The organism is Streptomyces sp. NPDC079141, assembly GCF_040686775.1.
In the GTDB taxonomy this organism is placed as follows: domain Bacteria; phylum Actinomycetota; class Actinomycetes; order Streptomycetales; family Streptomycetaceae; genus Streptomyces.
This window is the reverse complement of record NZ_JBFBLP010000020.1, coordinates 74889-91511: the sequence shown is the minus strand read 5'-3', so window position 1 is coordinate 91511 and position 16623 is coordinate 74889. Positions and strand designations below refer to the sequence as shown.

Sequence of the window (16623 nt, the reverse complement as noted above, 5' to 3'; positions counted from 1 at the left end):
GTCCCGTCAGGCCCCCGCCTTGAGCAGCTCCGCCACCCGGCGTGCGGTGGCCGCGTCGCGGGCGGCCGTGAACGGCAGGGCGTTGCCCCCGGTGATACGGAACGGCTCGCCCGCGCGGGTGAGATGGGCGCCGCCGGCCTCCTCGACGAGCAGCAGGCCTGCCGCGTGGTCCCAGGCCGCCTCCCAGGAGAACGCGACCGCATCCGACTCGCCGCGGGCGATGGCGAGATACTCCAGTCCGGCCGAGCCGCAGGGCCGCGGTGCGATGCCGTCCGTCCACAGGCCGAGCAGGGCGTGCTTCTCCTCGTCCGTGGTGTAGTCCGGGTGGGAGGTGGCCACTTGGAGGTCGCGGCCGGGCTGCGGGGCGCCGGACAGCAGCCGCTCGCCGTCGAGGAAGGCGCCCTTGCCGCGTATCGCGGTGGCCAGTTGGTCGCGGGCGGGGGCGTAGGTCCAGGAGGCGTACAGAACGCCGCGCCACGCCAGGGCGACCAGCGTGCAGAAGCCGGGGTCGCCGTGCACGAACTGGCGGGTGCCGTCGACGGGGTCGACGATCCAGACCGGCGCGTCGCCCTGGATCGCCTCGTAGGACGCCGGGTTGGCGTGCACCGCCTCCTCGCCCACCACGACGGAGCCGGGCAGCAGCGCGCCGAGCGCCTCGGTGAGGTACAGCTCGGCCTTGCGGTCGGCGTCCGTCACCAGGTCGTGCGGTCCGCTCTTCTGGTCGACCTCGTGCTCCGCGAGCTGGCGCCAGCGGGGCATGATCTCCTGAGCGGCGGCCTTGCGGACGGCTTCCTCCACGTCAGAGGCGTGTCGGGCGAGAAACTCGTCGATGGTTTCGTTGTCTTCGATCATGCCTCCATGAGAGCACGCCCCACTGACAATCCCTACCCGGTGGGTGTATGCGGGGTGGAATCGGCATGAACTCGTGGCGTTCGTGATCCTCGGCGGGCTCGGCGTCCCCGGCGGGCTCAGCGTCCCACCGCGTACCCCTGCATGCCCCGCGGGTTCGCGGCCGCCGACAGAACCCCCGTCTCCGGGTCCCGCGCGACCGCGCACAGCCGCCCCTCCGACCAGGGCTCGCCGACGCTCACCCGGTGGCCGCGCCGCCGCAGCTCCTCGATCACGTCCGCGTCCGTGCGGGCCTCCACGGTGACGCTGCCCGGCCGCATCCCGCGCGGGTGGAACGACCCGGGGAAGCTGTCGTTGTGCCAGTTCGGGGCGTCGATCGCGCCCTGGAGGTCGAGGCCGCCGCGCACGTTCCCGCGCAGCGCGACCGCCAGGAAGAAGTGCAGCTGCCACTGGTCCTGCTGGTCGCCGCCGGGGGTGCCGAACGCCATGACGGGCACCCCGTCGCGCAGCGCGAGCGAGGGCGTGAGGGTGGTGCGGGGCCGCCGGCCGGGGGTCAGCGCATTGGGCAGCCCCTCCTCCAGCCAGGTCATCTGCAACCGGGTGCCGAGCGGGAATCCCAGCTCGGGTACGACGGGGTTGGACTGCAGCCAGCCGCCGCTGGGCGTGGCGGCGACCATGTTGCCCCACCGGTCGACGACGTCGAGATGACAGGTGTCGCCGCGGGTGTTGCCGTCGGCGCCGACACCCGGCGCCGGGGGCAGCCTCGCCACCGTGGGCTCCCCGGCCCCCGGCGCCGCGACCCCGGGCGGCTCCGTGGCCGCCACGCGCGCGTGCCGGCTCAGCCGTGGGGTGCGGCCCCCGGGGCTGCCGGGCCGCAGCTCGTACGAGGCCTTCGCGCCGACGAGGGCGCGCCGGGCCGCGTTGTAGTCGGCGCAGAGCAGATCGTCGAGCGGCACCTCGGCCGCGTCCCCGTACCAGGCCTCCCGGTCGGCCATGGCGAGCTTGCAGCCCTCGATCAACAGGTGGAGGTAGTCGGCGGAGCCGTACGCGGGCAGCTCGGGCGGGAGCAGGGCCAGCTGCTGAAGCAGGACCGGGCCCTGGCTCCAGGGGCCCGCCTTGCACAGGGTCCAGCCGTTCCAGTCGTACATCACCGGCGCCTCGTAGCTCGCCGACCAGCCGGCCAGGTCGGCGGCCGTCAGCGTGCCGGTGTGCCGCTCGCCGCTGGTGTCCAGGGTGGGCCGCCCGGCCTGTCGTACGAGCGCCTCGGCGATGAAGCCGGTGCGCCACACCTGCCGCGCGGCCTCGATTCGGGCCTCCCGGTCGCCCGCTCCCTCGACCTCGTCGAGCAGCCGTTTCCAGGTGGCCGCGAGGGCGGGGTTGCGGAAGAGCCGGCCGGGGCGGGGCGACCGGCCGCCGGGCAGATAGACCTCCGCCGACGACGTCCACTCCGTCTCGAACAGCTCCCGTACGGTCTCGACGGTCGCGCCGACGTTCTCCACGGGCGCGTGCCCGTGTTCGGCGTACCCGATGGCGTACTGGAGGACGTCGGCGAGGGACTTGGTGCCGTGGTCGCGCAGGAGCAGCAGCCATGCGTCGAAGGCGCCGGGCACGGCGGCGGCGAGCGGTCCGGTACCGGGGACGAGATCCAGGTCGAGCCCCCTGTAGTGCGCGACCGTCGCGCCGGCCGGGGCGACACCCTGTCCGCACAGCACCCGCACCTCGCCACCCGCCGGGGCGAGCAGGATCGGCACCTCGCCGGCGGGCCCGTTGAGGTGCGGCTCGACGACGTGCAGCACGAACGCGCCGGCCACGGCGGCGTCGTAGGCGTTGCCCCCGTTCTCCAGGACGGCCATCGCGGACTGCGAGGCCAGCCAGTGGGTTGAGGACACCATGCCGAAGGTGCCCTGGAGGGTGGGGCGGGTGGTGAACATACAGCCTCTCACCTCGCTGTTTGCGCACTTCGGTCCGTCCGATCGGCGCTCAGGAACCGTCCTGGGGAGAATCTGGGGAGTTCGAGTCAGGATGCGTCTCCCTCTGATCACCGAGCAGGCTGTCGATCGCCCGGCGTCCTTTTTGGTTGTGCCCGTCGGCCCTCGTCTCGTCGGCCTGCGGCATGCCCAGCTCGCGGTAGATCACCAGCGCCCGCTGCCAGAAATCGCGGGCCGACCCGTGCTCGCCGAGTGCGGCGTGGATATCAGCGATGCCCGCAAGCGCGTGGGCCCGAAGGTCGCGTTGGCCGCACCCGACATCCACGGTCAACGCCTCGTGATAGAGCCGGAGCGCCTCGCTCGGGTTCCCCGCGGCAGCGTGCGCCTCGGCCAGCGCGCTGAGGGTCGCCATGACCTCCTCCAGATCGCCCACGCCACGGGTGATCCGCAGTGCGGTGTCGAGATGGCGTATCGCCGGCTCGTGATCCCCCCGGCGGCGGTGCACGACACCGAGCGCCCGGATGGCGGTGCCTTCGAGGCTGCGGTGACCCGCGTTGCGCGCATGCGTCAGGGCATGATGCGCGTAGTCCAGCGCCTCTTGGTGACGACCGGCCGCGGCGCTCACTTCCGCCAGACCACACAGCGTGCTCGCCTCGCTGCCTCGGCTCCCGTTCTCCCGCGCGATGGCCAGCGCCTGCCCGAACAGTTCGAGCGCCTCGTCGGAACGGCCCAGGATGTGCAGGATGCGTGCGAGGTTGTTCGTGGCGGGCGCACACATGCGCCGGTTGCCGAGCCCCCGGTAGAGGGCCAGAGCCTGACGGAAGCAGTCCGCCGCCGCAACCAGGTTCGACCGCCGCCAGTTCCCGACGCCGAGGTTGTTCAGCGTCGCTGCCTGCAATGACCGGTCGCCGATCTGCCGGTACAGGGCAAGGGCCCGCTCCAGGTGAGCGACTGCCGGTGACACGTCTCCCGTCCTGAGTGCCGCACCGCCGAGTACCCGCCGCGCGTTGGCCTCGGCCTTGACGTCGCCCAGAGCTTCGGCGGCATGGACTGCGCATGTGTGCAACACGATGGCGTCGTCGTGGTATCCGCCGATGTTGAGGTAGCGCCACACGGTGTCGGACATCTTGATCACGTAGTCCGGCTCGGCGTGTTGTGTGGCGGCGAGCAGGTTGGTGCGTTCGCTGTCCAGCCAGCCCAACGCCGCGTGGTAGTCGCCGAATGTCGGTGTCTCGGCGTCCGGTGCGGCGATAACCGGCCGGCGTTCGGCCTCGTGCGGGACGATGGCGTCCATGGCGGCGGCCCCCGCGGCGAGGTAGTAGTCAAGCAGCCAAGTCAGCGGTCCCGTGTTGTCGGCGGCGGTCTCGGCAAGCTCGGCGGCGTAGACACGCAGCAGGTCGTGCAGCTGGTAGCGGCTGCCGGGAGTCTGCTCAACGAGGTGGGCACGGACCAGCACGTCGAGCGCCCTGCGGGAGTCCCGCAGCCCGCTCCCGGTCATCGCCGCCACGGCGTAGGCGTCCGTGTCGTGTCCGGGATGCACGCCGAACAGCCGGAAGACCCGCGCCACGGCCGGGTCGAGCTGCCGGTACGACCAGGAGAACACCGCGCGCACCGCCGTCTGCGGGTCTCCGTCGACCTCCAGCAGGTCCAGGGTGACCTCCTCGGCCAGTTCGTCGGCCAGGTCGCCGATGGTACGGGCCGGTCGTGAACGGACCAGTTCCGCCGCGATCCGCAGTGCCAGCGGCAGTCTTGCGCACCGCTCGACCAGGGAGTCGACCGCGGCCGGTTCGGCGTCGGCGCCGAGCAACGTGCGCAGCAGGCCGGCAGCCTCGGCCCGCGGCAGCCGGTCGAGCCCGATGCGGTGCGCGCCGTCCCTGGCGACGAGCCCGGCCAGCGAGTCACGGCTGGTCACCAGGGTGAAGCAGGACATGCCGGCCAGCAGCGGGCGCACCTGGTCCACGGTACGGGCGTTGTCCAGCAGAACCAGCATCCGGCGCCGGCCGACCAGGGACCGGAAGCGGGCCGCGCGCTCGGCGAGGTCATCGGGGATCCCGGAGCCGTCCGATCCGAGCGCGCGGAGGAAGCCGGCAAGCGCGTCGGCTGCCGACACCGGCTCGTCCGGGCCGTAGCCACGCAGGTCCACATAGAGCTGGCCGTCCGGGAACCGGTCGCGCATCCGGTGCGCCCACCGCACCGCCAGCGCCGTCTTACCGACCCCCGCAGTGCCGGCCAGGACCGCAATGACCGCGGGTGAGCCGGCGGACAGCAGGCCGTCCAGCTCGTCGAGCTCGGCGCCCCGGCCGACAAAACCCCGGACGTCGAGGGGCAGGTGGGACGGGATCGGGCCCGCGGGGCCGGCGGCGGTGCCCACGCCGGGCGAGGCGGTGGTCGGCGCGGCTGGCGATGCCGGTGCGGCTGCCGGTTGGGGACCCGGGCGCACGGCGGGGCTCAGCTCCTCCCCGCCGAGCATCGCCTCGTGCAGCCGCTGCAGGTCCCGGCTGGGGTCGATGCCCAGCTCCTCGGCGAGGATGCCGCGTACGTGCCGGTAGTGGGCGAGGGCGTCGGCCTGCCGGCCGCAGCGGTGCAGGGCGAGCATGTACTGGGCGGCAAGCCGCTCGTCCAGCGGATGTTCGGCGCTGCGCTCGGCGAGCACGGCGAGCAGCACGGTGTGCTCGCCGAGCCGCAGACGCAGGTCGGTGCAGTCCAGCTCGGCGGCCCACCGCTCCTTGCGGAGGGTGTCACGGGCGGCGTTGAACCAGGGAGTGTCGGCGCCGAGGAACGGCTCCCCCCGCCACAGCGCCAGTGCCTCTTGGAACAGTGCCACCGCCCGCGCGTCGTCGTCGGCCTGCCGGGCCAGCCCGAGCAGCCGGCGGAACCGGTGTATGTCGACCATCGGTTCGTCTGCGCTGAGTGCATAGCCGCCCGACCCCCGGGCGATTACCCCCGGCAGCAGGCGGCGCAGCCGGGACACATAGCTGTACAGGGTCTGCGTGGCACGTTGCGGCGGCTTGTCCCCCCACACCCGGTGTACCAGCTGTTCGACCGTCACCGGCCGATTGACGTCCACGAGAAGAGCAGCCAGCACCCTCTGCTGCCGGGCCGGCCCGAGCTCGATCGGTCCGGCCGCCGTCCCTGCCTCAACACCGCCCAGCAGCCGAAACTCCACACCCAACCCCCCACTGTGTCGCACGGCCGCACACTGCCCTAGCTGCGGATTCTAGGTTTCCTGCAGGGTTGTTGCACGACGGATCACGTCAGTTCCCGGAGCGGGCCGTGACCAGCCCCGACTCGTATGCGAACACCACCAGTTGGGCCCGGTCCCGTGCCCCCAGCTTGGTCATCGCCCGGCTGATGTGGGTCTTCGCCGTGAACGGGCTGATGACCATGTGCTCGGCGATCTCCTCGTTGGTGAGACCGCGGGCGGCCAGCGCCGTCACCTCGCGTTCGCGGCGGGTGAGGCCCTCCAGGCCGGGGGCGGTGGCCCGGTCCGGGGGGCGGGAGACGAACTCGCCGATCAGGGTGCGGGTGACGGAGGGGGACAGCAGGGCCTCGCCCCGGGCCACGACCTCGATCGCCTGGAGGAGGTCCGCCGGTTCGGTGTCCTTCAGCAGGAAGCCGCTGGCGCCCGCCCGCAGAGCCTCGAAGACGTACTCGTCATGGCCGTAGTTGGTGAGGATCACCACGCGTACGGCGGCCAGGGCGGGGTCGGCGGCGATCCGCCGGGTGGCCTCGATACCGGTCATCACCGGCATCTGTACGTCGATCAGCGCGATGTCGGGGACTTCGGCGCGCACCAGGTCCAGGCCCCGTTCCCCGTCGGCCGCCTCGCCGACCACCTCGATCCCGTCCTCGGCGTCGAGGAGGGCCCGGAAGCCGGCCCGCATCAGCGCCTGGTCGTCGACGAGGGCCACTCTGATCATCTCGGCTCCCCCAGGGGCGGTTCGGCCCGCACGACTCTGATCATCCCGGTTCCCCCAGCGCTGGTTCGGCCCGCACCACACTCGTCATCCCGGTTCCCCCAGCGGCAGTTCGGCCCGTACCGCGAATCCGCCCTCCGCGCGCGGGGCGGCGAGCAGGGTGCCGCCGAGGGCGCTGACCCGTTCACGCATCCCGGTGAGGCCGACGCCGGCCGTGGGCGGCCGGTTTGGGTCGGCGGTGCCGTCGTCCTCGATCCGTATCGTGACGTCGTCGGTGCCGTAGTCCAGCACGACGTGCACCTTCGCCGGGCCCGCGTGTCGGGCCGCGTTGGTCAGCGCCTCCTGCACGATGCGGTAGACGGCCCGGTCGACCGTCGCGGTCAGGGGGCGTTCCTCGCCGGTCACGGTCAGTTCGACGGCCAGGCCCGCCGCCCGCGCCCGCTCCACCAGCAGGGCGGGGGTGCCGGTCGGCTCGTCGGTGCGCAGCACTTCCAGCGTGGCGCGCAGTTCGCGCATCGCCTCGCCGCTCGCCTCCTGGATGGCGAGCAGGGCGGGCGGTATCTCCTCGCCCCGCTTGCGGGCGAGGTGCACGGCAACGCCCGCCTGGAGCTTCACGATCGAGATGCTGTGGGTGAGCGAGTCGTGCAACTCCCGTGCGATGCGCAGGCGTTCCTCGCCCGCGCGGCGCAGCGCCGCCTCCTCGCGGGTGCGTTCCGCCTCCAGGGCGCGTTGTTCGGTCTGGCGCAGGTAGGCCTGCCAGTTGCGGTCGGCCAGGCCCGTCACGACGGCGCACAGGAACCAGCCCGCGAGCAGTGTCGCTCTCTCCAGCACGTCCTGGGGGCCGGTCGCGACGTACGCCACGAGGAACACCCCGCCGGCCGCCGCCGCGAGCGCCCGGTGCCCCACCCGGGACGCCGTGTGGACCGCCCCGATCACCGGCAGCGCGGCGAGCGTGCCGGGGTGGGCGTGCAGCACGTACGCGGCGCCGGTCGCGGTCGCCACCGCCAGCACGGCCCGCGGAGCCGCCCGGTAGAACCCCAGGGCGGCCGAACTCAGCGCGATGAGCGCGTAGTCGACGGCGGTGGTGTCCGCGTCACCGGCGGCCGAGGCCAGCACCAAGGCGCCGACGACGACCGCGAGGGCCGCGTCGGCGAAGCGCCTGCGTGTGACCGAGTGCCCGCTCATGCCCGCACACTAGACGCTCGCACCGACACCGGCGTCAGCCCTGTGGACAACTCCCCGACTACTCCCCACGCAGTACTTTCCGTTGGCGGGCCGCCCGGCCGGCGCAGCGTCAACTGCATTCGGCGGTACGACGACCGGGAGCACCCGAGCGGCGCACGCTGCTGCCCATGACCTCACCCTTCCGCTACACCGAGCCTCTGCCTCCCAAGGCGGCCACGGGCCGCGTCGCCGACGTCCTCGCGCAGATCGGCCGGGACTTCGGCATCGCCGACCCGCCCACCTTCGTCGTGCTGTCCTCCGCGCCCGAACTCCTGGCGCCCACCTGGGCCCTGATGCGCGAGTCGCTCATCGCGGGCCCCGGCAGCCGCACCGGCAAGGAGCTGGCGGCGCTGGGCGCCTCGCTCGCCAACAAGTGCCCGTTCTGCGTGGACGCGCACACCGTGCTGCTGCACGCCACCGGCGACCACGCCCTGGCCGAGCGCGTGGCCCGTGGCGAGCGGCCGGAGAACGAGGAGCACGCGCGCGTACTGGAGTGGGGCAGGCGGAGCCGCGTGCCGGGCGGCCTCGACGCCGGGCCGTTCCCGTTCCCGCGCGAGCACGCCCCCGGCTACCTCGGCACCGTGCTCGCCTTCCACTTCATCAACCGGATCGTGTCCGCGCTGCTGACCGAGAGCCTGCTGCCGGGCAACGCCCAGCGCTTCCGGGCGGTACGCAGCCTCACGGGCCGCACCCTCGCCCGCACCGTACGCCGTCCGGCCCGGCCCGGAGCGGCCCTCACCCTGCTCGATCTGCCCGACGCCGGCGAGGCCCCCGCATGGGCGGGCGGCACGCCCGTCGGTCCCGCCTACGCGGCGCTGCTCAGGGCGGCCATGGCGGGCGCCGACCTGCTCGGCCCCGACGACCAGGACCTCATGGAGCAGACCCTGCAGGACTGGGACGGAGCGCACCCGCCGCTCGCCCTGGACGGCTTCCCGGACCGGCGGGAGCGGCCCGGCGCGCGCCTCGCGCTGCTGGCGGCGCTCGCGCCGTACCGGATCACGGACGAGGACGTGGCGGCCTGGCGGCGCCCGGAACACACCGACCACTGTCTGGTGCATCTGATCGCGTACGGCGCCTTCCTGGCCGTCGACCGCATCGAGAGCACGCTCTCCCGGCCCGCCGCCACCCGCGGGACGTCATGACCACGAGCGTCAACGTGGTCAGGTCCTGTGACCGCGTCGGCACGGAGCGAGTTGGCACTTCCGCCCCACAGGGAGTCGTGTGACACTGTCGTCCCGTCCGCAGTGCGGACACCTTCCGCACCGTCCGTCCCCCACGAGAAGTGCGCCGTGCGTTCCTTTTCCCTGCCGCTCGTCCTCACCGCACGTCTGTCTCCCGTCGCCGTGCTCGCCGTGGCGGGCTGGACCCTGACGTCCGGTCCGCTCTCCGCGGCGCCTGCCGCCGAGCCCGAGGCGGGGCAGAAGACGGAGAACAGGTCCGCCTCCGCCCCGTCGACGGCGGCCGCGTCGCAGACGTACTCCAGTGCTCCCGCGCCCTGCGACAGCATTACCGAAAAAACGGTCAAATCGCTTGTTCCGGGCGCCAAGGCGGCCGGCAAGGAGATCCCGTCGACGGACACGAAGCTGCGGCGCACCTGCTCCTGGAACGCACTCAAGGGCTACGACTACCGCTGGCTCGACGTGTCCTTCGAGGTCGCCAAGTCGGACGAAGCGGCAGAGAAGTCATACAAGGAGCGCATTGCGGACAAGAGCGGCGGAGGGGACGTACCGGGACTCGGTGACGCGGGCTACTCGGTGGTGAACCTGACCACCGAGGACAAGCAGGAGACCCGCGAGGGCGTCGTGATCGCCCGTGCGTCCAACGCGCTGATCGTCGTCACGTACAACGGCAGCGACTTCGAATCGAAGGAAGCACCGGCCACGGACGAGATCAACAAGGGGGCCATCAAGGCCGCCAAGGACGCGGTGGCGGCGCTGGAGGGCGACCGGTAGGACCGGCCGCCCTCCCCCGTGCGCTCAGGCGTCGGTTCGCACCGCGGGAGGCGTCAGCTTCATCAGCGCCAGGTACAGCAGCATCGACGTGGCCAGACCCACCGCCCAGCCGTAGTCGGCCAGATCGGCCAGCGCCGGAATCGGCCGCCCGTCGATCAGCGGATCGAAGTCGGCGCCGCCGACGGCCAGCACGCCGCCGGTCAGGAAGGCGACGACGGCCCGCCAGTTCCAGCCGCCCTCGTACCAGTAACGGCCGCCCGTGCGATACAGGTCGGCCAGGTCGAGCCGGGCGCGGCGCAGCAGCCAGTAGTCGGCGATGAGAATGCCCGCGACCGTGCCGAGCAGACCGCCGACCAGGCCGAGCCAGGTGAAGATGTAGCCCTGCGGGTCCGAGTACAGCTTCCACGGGAAGATCAGCACGCCGAGGACACAGGTGGCGAGCGCGCCGGCCCGGAAACTGATCTTCCGGGGCGCGATGTTGGAGAAGTCGAAGGCCGGTGAGACCAGGTTGGCCGCGATGTTCACGGACAGGGTCGCCACCAGCACGGTCACCAGCGCGAAGAGCAGTCCGACCACGTTGTCGGTCTTCGCGGCGAGCTGTACCGGGTCCCAGATCGGCTCGCCGTACACCGCCGCCGAACCGGAGGTGACCATCACCGACAGGAACGCGAAGAGGGTCATCGTCGTCGGCAGGCCGAGCGCCTGACCCCAGGTCTGGGCCTTCTGGCTCTTGCCGTACCGGGTGAAGTCAGGGATGTTCAGCGACAGCGTGGACCAGAAGCCGATCATGCCCATGAGGGACGGCCAGAACAGCTTCCAGAAGTCGCCGCCCCAGCCCAGCTTCGAGGGCTGGTCGAGCAGCGGGCCGAAGCCGCCGGCCTTGTCGCTCATCCACCACAGCATCACGAAGGCGCCCACCAGCACGAAGGGCGCCGCCCAGTTCTCGAAGCGGCGGATCGTCTCCATGCCCCGGTAGATGATGGCGACCTGGAGCGCCCAGAAGATCGCGAACGACAGCCACATGGTCCAGGCGTAGCCGCCGATCCTCCCGGCGTCCGTCCAGCCGTCGCCGATGAGCTTCCCGGCGAGGAAGTAGATCGCCTCGCCGCCGATCCAGGTCTGGATGCCGAACCAGCCGCACGCCACCAACGCCCGTACGACAGCGGGGAGGTTGGCGCCACGGATACCGAAGGAGGCGCGGGCGAAGACCGGGAAGGGGATGCCGTACTTCGGTCCGGCGTGCCCGGTGAGCAGCATCGGCACCAGCACGATGACGTTGGCCAGCGCGATGGTGAGCACCGCCTGCTTCCAGTCCATGCCGACGGCGATGAGCCCGGAGGCGAGGGTCCAGGAGGCGGTGTTGTGGGCCATGCCGACCCACAGCGCGGAGAAGTTGTACGTGGTCCAGGTGCGCTTCTCCACCGGGACCGGCAGCAGGTCCTCGTTGGCGTAGGGGCCGCTGGGAGCGGGGGCACCCGGGGCGATCTCCACCCGGCCGTCGGCGAGGGTGACTTGGGAGGACGGCGGTATGGCCGTGGGAGCGGTGTCGGTCATGGGCAGGCCAATCAAGGGAAGGCGGGACGGGAAAGGCCGTGCGGGTAACGCCGATGGGGGGTGCGCGAAATCGCGCCCTGGACCCCCTTCCCGGGACGGCGGGAAGGGGGAGTTCACAGGAGTGGGGAGGGACCTGAGCCGTTGGCCTCAGCCGTTGACGGCCGGGATCACCGTCGACCCGTACGCGTCGATGACGGCCTCCTGGGCGTCATGCATGTCGTAGACGGCGAACTGGTCGACGCCGAGTTCACGCAGCGCGTTCAGCTTCTCGATGTGCTTCTCGACCGGGCCGATGATGCAGAACCGGTCGACGATCTCGTCGGGCACGAACGCGGTGTCGGGGTTGTCGGCGCGTCCGTGGTGCGAATAGTCGTACCCCTCACGGGCCTTGATGTAGTCCGTGAGTTCATCGGGTACGGCCGCGGAGTGCTCGCCGTACTTCGACACCAGGTCGGCCACATGGTTGCCGACCATGCCGCCGAACCAACGGCACTGCTCGCGCGCGTGGGCGAGCGCCTCGGGCGAGTCGTCCTCGGTGACGTAGGCCGGGGCGGCGACACAGATCTTCACCTCGGCAGGGTCGCGCCCGGCGGCGACGGCCGCGTCCTTCACCGCCTTGACCATGTACTCCGTCAGATACAGGTCGGACAGCTGGAGGATGAACCCGTCGGCCTCCTCGCCCGTCATCTTCAGGGCCTTGGGGCCGTACGCGGCCATCCATACGGGGAGTTGGGCGTCCTCCTTGATCCAGGGGAACCTGACGACCGTGCCGCCGAGGTCGGCTTCCTTACCGGAGCCCAGCGCCCGGATGACCTTCATGGCCTCGCTGATACGGGCCAGCGTGTTGGGCGCACGGCCCGCGACGCGCATCGCGGAGTCGCCGCGTCCGATGCCGCACACCGTGCGGTTGCCGAACATGTCGTTGAGGGTGGCGAAGGTCGAGGCGGTGACCTCCCAGGTGCGGGTGCCCGGGTTGGTGACCATCGGCCCGACCGTCAACTTCGTGGTGTTCGACAGGATCTGACTGTAGATCACGAACGGCTCCTGCCACAGCACGGCGGAGTCGAAGGTCCAGCCGTAGGTGAAGCCGTTGCGCTCGGCCCGCTTCATCAGGCTGATGACCTTGGAGGCCGGCGGGTCGGTCTGCAGGACGAGTCCGAAGTCCATGTGCGCCACTCCTAGTTGAGGTACTGACAGGTGGAGCGCGGGGTGTAGACGCCGTGACCCGCGCGTCCGGTGTACTCCCGCTCGGTGATGACGGGTTCGCCGCGCGAGAGGACCGTCTCGACCCGGCCCGTGATGCGCTTGCCCTCGTACGCCGAGTAGTCGACGTTCATGTGGTGCGTCTCGGCGGAGACGGTCTGCTCGGCGTGCGGGTCGTAGATGACCACGTCGGCGTCGGCGCCCGGCGCGATCGTGCCCTTCTTCGGGTACATCCCGAACATCCGGGCCGGGGTGGCGCAGGCGATCTCGATCCAGCGGCGGCGCGAGATGTGCCCGTCGACGACGGCCTGGTGGAGCAGGTCCATCCGGTTCTCCACGCCCGGAAGCCCGTTGGGGATCTTCGAGAAGTCGCCCCGGCCCAGCTCCTTCTGGCCCACGAAGCAGAAGGGGCAGTGGTCGGTGGAGACGACCTGGAGGTCGTTGGTCCTGAGGCCCTGCCACAGCTTGGCCTGGTGCTCCTTGGGGCGCAGGGGCGTCGAGCACACGTACTTCGAGCCCTCGAAGTCGGGCTCGGCGAGGTTGTCGGTCGACAGGAACAGGTACTGCGGGCAGGTCTCGCCGAAGACGTTGAGCCCCTCGTCGCGCGCCCGCGCCAGCTCGGCCACTGCCTCCATGGCCGAGACGTGCACGACGTACAGCGGAGCCCCCGCGACCTGCGCGAGCCTGATGGCGCGGTGGGTGGCCTCGGCCTCCAGCAGGGCCTTGCGGACCTCGCCGTGATAGCGGGGGTCGGTCTCCCCGCGCGCCAGGGCCTGTTCCACCAGGACGTCGATCGCGATGCCGTTCTCGGCGTGCATCATGATCAGGCCGCCGTTCTCGGCGGAGCGCTGCATGGCGCGCAGGATCTGGCCGTCGTCGCTGTAGAAGACGCCCGGGTAGGCCATGAACTGCTTGAAGGAGGTGACTCCCTCCTCGACCAGCAGGTCCATCTCCTTGAGCGTCTCCTGGTTCACATCGGAGACGATCATGTGGAAGCCGTAGTCGATGGCGCAGTTGCCCTCGGCCTTGGCGTGCCAGGCGTCGAGCCCCTCGCGCAGGCTGTGCCCCACGCTCTGCACGGCGAAGTCGACGATGGTCGTCGTACCGCCCCACGCGGCGGCCCGGGTGCCGGTCTCGAAGGTGTCGGAGGCGAAGGTGCCGCCGAACGGCAGCTCCATGTGGGTGTGGGCGTCGACCCCGCCCGGGATGACGTACTTCCCGGTGGCGTCGATGGTCCGCTCGGCCGTCCAGGCCTCGGCGGCCGGGGTGCCGGAGGCGGCGAGGGCGGCAATGCGGCCGTCCTCGATCAGGACATCGGCGTGGATCTCGTCGGACGCGGTGATGACAAGACCACCACGGATCACGGTACGGCTGCTCATGCTCCCTCTCCTGGTGTCGTGCGAGTCGGTCGGTGCCGCCGGCCCGGCCCCCGTGCGCCGGACCGGCGGACGTCGCGGTCGGCTACGGAGCGGTCAGCGGCTCGTACGCGTCGGGGCGGCGGTCCCGGTAGAACTGCCAGCGGTCGCGGACTTCGCGCAGCTTGGCCATGTCCAGGTCGCGGACGACGAGTTCGGTCTCCTTGTCGGAGGCCACCTCGCCGACGAACTGGGCCTCCGGGTCGACGAAGTAGGTCGTCCCGTAGAAGTCGTTGTCGCCCAGCTCCTCGACCCCGACCCGGTTGATCGCGCCGACGAAGTACTCGTTGGCGACGGCCGCCGCCGGCTGCTCCAGCTGCCACAGGTAGGCGGACAGGCCGCGTGAGGTGGCGGACGGGTTGAAGACGATCTCGGCACCGGCCAGGCCCAACGCCCGCCAGCCCTCCGGGAAATGGCGGTCGTAGCAGATGTAGACGCCGATCTTGCCTACGGCCGTGTCGAAGATCGGCCAACCGCTGTTGCCGGGGCGGAAGTAGAACTTCTCCCAGAAGCCGGGCACCTGCGGGATGTGGTGCTTGCGGTACTTGCCGAGGTACGAGCCGTCCGCGTCGATCACGGCCGCGGTGTTGTAGAGGACGCCGGGCTGCTCCTCCTCGTACATCGGCAGGATCAGGACGATGCCCAACTCCTTGGCCAGCGCCTGGAATCGCTTGACGATCGGCCCGTCCGGAATCTGCTCGGCGTACTCGTAGAACGCCTTGTCCTGGACCTGGCAGAAGTACGGCCCGTAGAACAGCTCCTGGAAGCACAGGACTTGAGCACCCTGGGCGGCCGCGTCGCGGGCCGCCTGCTCGTGCACCTGGATCATCGATTCCTTGTCGCCCGTCCACGCGGTCTGGAAGAGGGCGGCACGGATCACTCTGCTCATCGGGACCTCCGGTCGCTCGGTGTGCGAGAAGACTAGGAAGTCCGAAAACCGGCTTTGAGTTGCACCGTGTCACGTCTGCGGGCGCCCGGCGTGCCACGGTGTCACCCTGTCGTGGGCCCATGTTTCACCACCGTTTTCCCAGGTCGTCCCATGTTTCACCCCTGTTGCGCGTCATGCGCGAGGAGCGCGATGTGCACCGACGCCGCTTGCTCGAAGTCGTCGAGGTCGACCCCGAGGCGCGCCTGTATGGCCTCCAGCCGGCGGTAGAGCGCGGGCCGGGAGACGTGGTGGAGCTGGGCGGTGCGGGACTTGTTGCGGCCCGTGGCGAGATAGGTGCGCAGTACGGCGAGCAGATCGTCCCCGGCCCCGCACAGCAGCCCGTCCAACTCCCGCTCCGCGAAGGACTGCACATGTGGGTCGTCCCGCAACAGCCGGATCAGGCCGCGCAGATGGACGTCCCTGAGGCGGACGACGAGCGGGAGGTCGAGCACGCCCGAGGCGACGGCGTCCGCGACGTGCTGAGCCTCGCGCATACCGGCGGGAACGTCGTCCCACGCGGTTCTCGGGTCCGCGGCGGCCACGACCGTCCGGGTCAGCCGGGCCGCGAAGTTGGCCGTGAGCACGGCGGCGTCCTGGTCCCGGGCGAGACTCAGCAGCACCGCGGTGGCCCCGTCGGCGAGCTCGGCGACGAGGCCGGGCAGCCCCAGCAGCCTTAGGACACGGTCGAGTTCGGCCGGATCGCCGTCCCGCACCACCATCGGCACGAACGTGCGCCGGTTGACCGGCAGTCCCGCCGCCCGCGCCCGCGGCAGCAGCTGCCGGGCCGGTACGACCCCGCTGACCAGGTCGGTCAACAGGCTCTGTGCGGACTGCTCCTCCCAGGTGCAGGCGGAGTTGCCGCCGAGCATGCGGTGCAGGACCAGGGCCTCGGCCGCGCGGTCGGCGAGCAGCCGTCCGGTGGCGGTGTCGCCGCGGTAGCCGCACAGCATGATCTGGCCCCAGCGTTCGCCGCGCCCGCCGAGTTCGGAACGGATCCAGCCGTCGCCCTCGCTGCCGCCGGCCTGACGGGCGATGCGCTCCCAGTCGCGCAGCACGTCGTCCACGGCCGGCCGCTCCCCCGCGGTGGCCAGCACGCGGTGCGCGAGGTTGGTGACGACGACGGGACAGGCACTGTGCTGGGCGATCTCGTCGATCAGGCGCTGGAGCGGGGCGCCCGCGGTGATCAGACCGGTGAGGGCGGTGCGGACCGACTCCGACAGGCTGACGGCGGCGAACTTCCGCCGCACCAGCCGGGACTGGACCTCCTCGGTCAGCTCGGCGAAGGGAAAGGGCCGGTGCAGGACGACCATGGGCAGCCCGCACCGCTCGGCCGCCCGGCGCATCACGTCCGGCGCGGCCGGGAAGGCGCGCCCGAGTCCGAGGACGACGGCCGACGCCTCCGCACGGTGCAGGGACCGGATGTACTCGGCCTGCTTGTCCTCGTCGCCGGCGAGGAGCACGCCGGTGGTGAGGACCATCTCGCCGCCGGTGAGCATCACGCCGACATCGGCGGCCTCCGCCACATGCACCCAGCGCACGGGCCGGTCGAGCTGACCGGCGCCGGCCACCACCTCGGGCTCCCCGGCGAGCACCCGTTCCAGGGTGAGGACCTGACGGACCGACAGGGCGGGTTCCAGGGTGGTGGTCATGGCT

Annotated in this window: 12 protein-coding genes; 2 read left to right on the top strand and 10 right to left on the bottom strand. The window is 71.5% G+C overall.

What is annotated here, in order from left to right:
- Positions 1 to 6: 6 nt before the first annotated feature.
- From AB0Q90_RS36355 to AB0Q90_RS36335, 5 genes are all read right to left on the bottom strand, one after another.
- The gene (locus AB0Q90_RS36355; protein ID WP_363158400.1) at positions 7 to 852 is read right to left on the bottom strand and encodes an inositol monophosphatase family protein; all 846 of its coding nucleotides are present in this window, start codon (positions 850 to 852) and stop codon (positions 7 to 9) included.
- Positions 853 to 968: 116 nt separating this feature from the next.
- Entirely contained in the window at positions 969 to 2780 is a 1812-nt protein-coding gene (locus AB0Q90_RS36350; RefSeq protein ID WP_363158401.1) for a gamma-glutamyltransferase, read from the bottom strand.
- A 49-nt stretch (positions 2781 to 2829) separates the two neighbouring features.
- Positions 2830 to 5943 (bottom strand): BTAD domain-containing putative transcriptional regulator, encoded by a 3114-nt coding sequence (locus tag AB0Q90_RS36345; protein WP_363158690.1) that lies wholly within the window; start codon positions 5941 to 5943, stop codon positions 2830 to 2832.
- 88 nt (positions 5944 to 6031) lie between these two features.
- Complete coding sequence (locus tag AB0Q90_RS36340; RefSeq protein WP_363158402.1) at positions 6032 to 6697, bottom strand: response regulator transcription factor; 666 nt, start codon at positions 6695 to 6697, stop codon at positions 6032 to 6034.
- Between the two features lie 84 nt (positions 6698 to 6781).
- Positions 6782 to 7879, bottom strand: a complete 1098-nt coding sequence (locus AB0Q90_RS36335) for a sensor histidine kinase (protein ID WP_363158403.1) — start codon at positions 7877 to 7879, stop codon at positions 6782 to 6784.
- A gap of 167 nt (positions 7880 to 8046) precedes the next feature.
- On the opposite strand from AB0Q90_RS36335, the gene AB0Q90_RS36330 reads away from it, so the two are divergent.
- The gene (locus AB0Q90_RS36330) at positions 8047 to 9060 is read left to right on the top strand and encodes a carboxymuconolactone decarboxylase family protein (RefSeq protein ID WP_363158404.1); all 1014 of its coding nucleotides are present in this window, start codon (positions 8047 to 8049) and stop codon (positions 9058 to 9060) included.
- 147 nt (positions 9061 to 9207) lie between these two features.
- On the top strand, positions 9208 to 9870 hold the full coding sequence (locus AB0Q90_RS36325; RefSeq protein ID WP_363158405.1) for a hypothetical protein: 663 nt from the start codon (positions 9208 to 9210) through the stop codon (positions 9868 to 9870).
- A 24-nt stretch (positions 9871 to 9894) separates the two neighbouring features.
- Here the strand turns inward: AB0Q90_RS36325 and AB0Q90_RS36320 are convergent, their stop codons facing one another.
- From AB0Q90_RS36320 to AB0Q90_RS36300, 5 genes are all read right to left on the bottom strand, one after another.
- Positions 9895 to 11424: an NCS1 family nucleobase:cation symporter-1 gene (locus AB0Q90_RS36320; protein ID WP_363158406.1), complete on the bottom strand. Its 1530-nt coding sequence runs from the start codon at positions 11422 to 11424 to the stop codon at positions 9895 to 9897.
- A 147-nt stretch (positions 11425 to 11571) separates the two neighbouring features.
- The gene (locus AB0Q90_RS36315; protein WP_363158407.1) at positions 11572 to 12591 is read right to left on the bottom strand and encodes a TIGR03842 family LLM class F420-dependent oxidoreductase; all 1020 of its coding nucleotides are present in this window, start codon (positions 12589 to 12591) and stop codon (positions 11572 to 11574) included.
- A gap of 11 nt (positions 12592 to 12602) precedes the next feature.
- Entirely contained in the window at positions 12603 to 14006 is a 1404-nt protein-coding gene (gene hydA, locus AB0Q90_RS36310) for a dihydropyrimidinase (RefSeq protein WP_363158408.1), read from the bottom strand.
- Positions 14007 to 14088: 82 nt separating this feature from the next.
- Positions 14089 to 14931, bottom strand: a complete 843-nt coding sequence (locus AB0Q90_RS36305; RefSeq protein ID WP_363158409.1) for a nitrilase-related carbon-nitrogen hydrolase — start codon at positions 14929 to 14931, stop codon at positions 14089 to 14091.
- Positions 14932 to 15086: 155 nt separating this feature from the next.
- Positions 15087 to 16619, bottom strand: a complete 1533-nt coding sequence (locus tag AB0Q90_RS36300; protein ID WP_363158410.1) for a PucR family transcriptional regulator — start codon at positions 16617 to 16619, stop codon at positions 15087 to 15089.
- Positions 16620 to 16623: the final 4 nt, after the last annotated feature.

Coding starts and splice junctions, on each gene's coding strand:
- AB0Q90_RS36355 (WP_363158400.1), bottom strand. CDS start 852: ATGATCGAAGACAACGAAACCATCGACGAGTTTCTCGCCCGACACGCC.
- AB0Q90_RS36350 (WP_363158401.1), bottom strand. CDS start 2,780: ATGTTCACCACCCGCCCCACCCTCCAGGGCACCTTCGGCATGGTGTCC.
- AB0Q90_RS36340 (WP_363158402.1), bottom strand. CDS start 6,697: ATGATCAGAGTGGCCCTCGTCGACGACCAGGCGCTGATGCGGGCCGGC.
- AB0Q90_RS36335 (WP_363158403.1), bottom strand. CDS start 7,879: ATGAGCGGGCACTCGGTCACACGCAGGCGCTTCGCCGACGCGGCCCTC.
- AB0Q90_RS36330 (WP_363158404.1), top strand. CDS start 8,047: ATGACCTCACCCTTCCGCTACACCGAGCCTCTGCCTCCCAAGGCGGCC.
- AB0Q90_RS36320 (WP_363158406.1), bottom strand. CDS start 11,424: ATGACCGACACCGCTCCCACGGCCATACCGCCGTCCTCCCAAGTCACC.
- AB0Q90_RS36315 (WP_363158407.1), bottom strand. CDS start 12,591: ATGGACTTCGGACTCGTCCTGCAGACCGACCCGCCGGCCTCCAAGGTC.
- hydA (WP_363158408.1), bottom strand. CDS start 14,006: ATGAGCAGCCGTACCGTGATCCGTGGTGGTCTTGTCATCACCGCGTCC.
- AB0Q90_RS36305 (WP_363158409.1), bottom strand. CDS start 14,931: ATGAGCAGAGTGATCCGTGCCGCCCTCTTCCAGACCGCGTGGACGGGC.
- AB0Q90_RS36300 (WP_363158410.1), bottom strand. CDS start 16,619: ATGACCACCACCCTGGAACCCGCCCTGTCGGTCCGTCAGGTCCTCACC.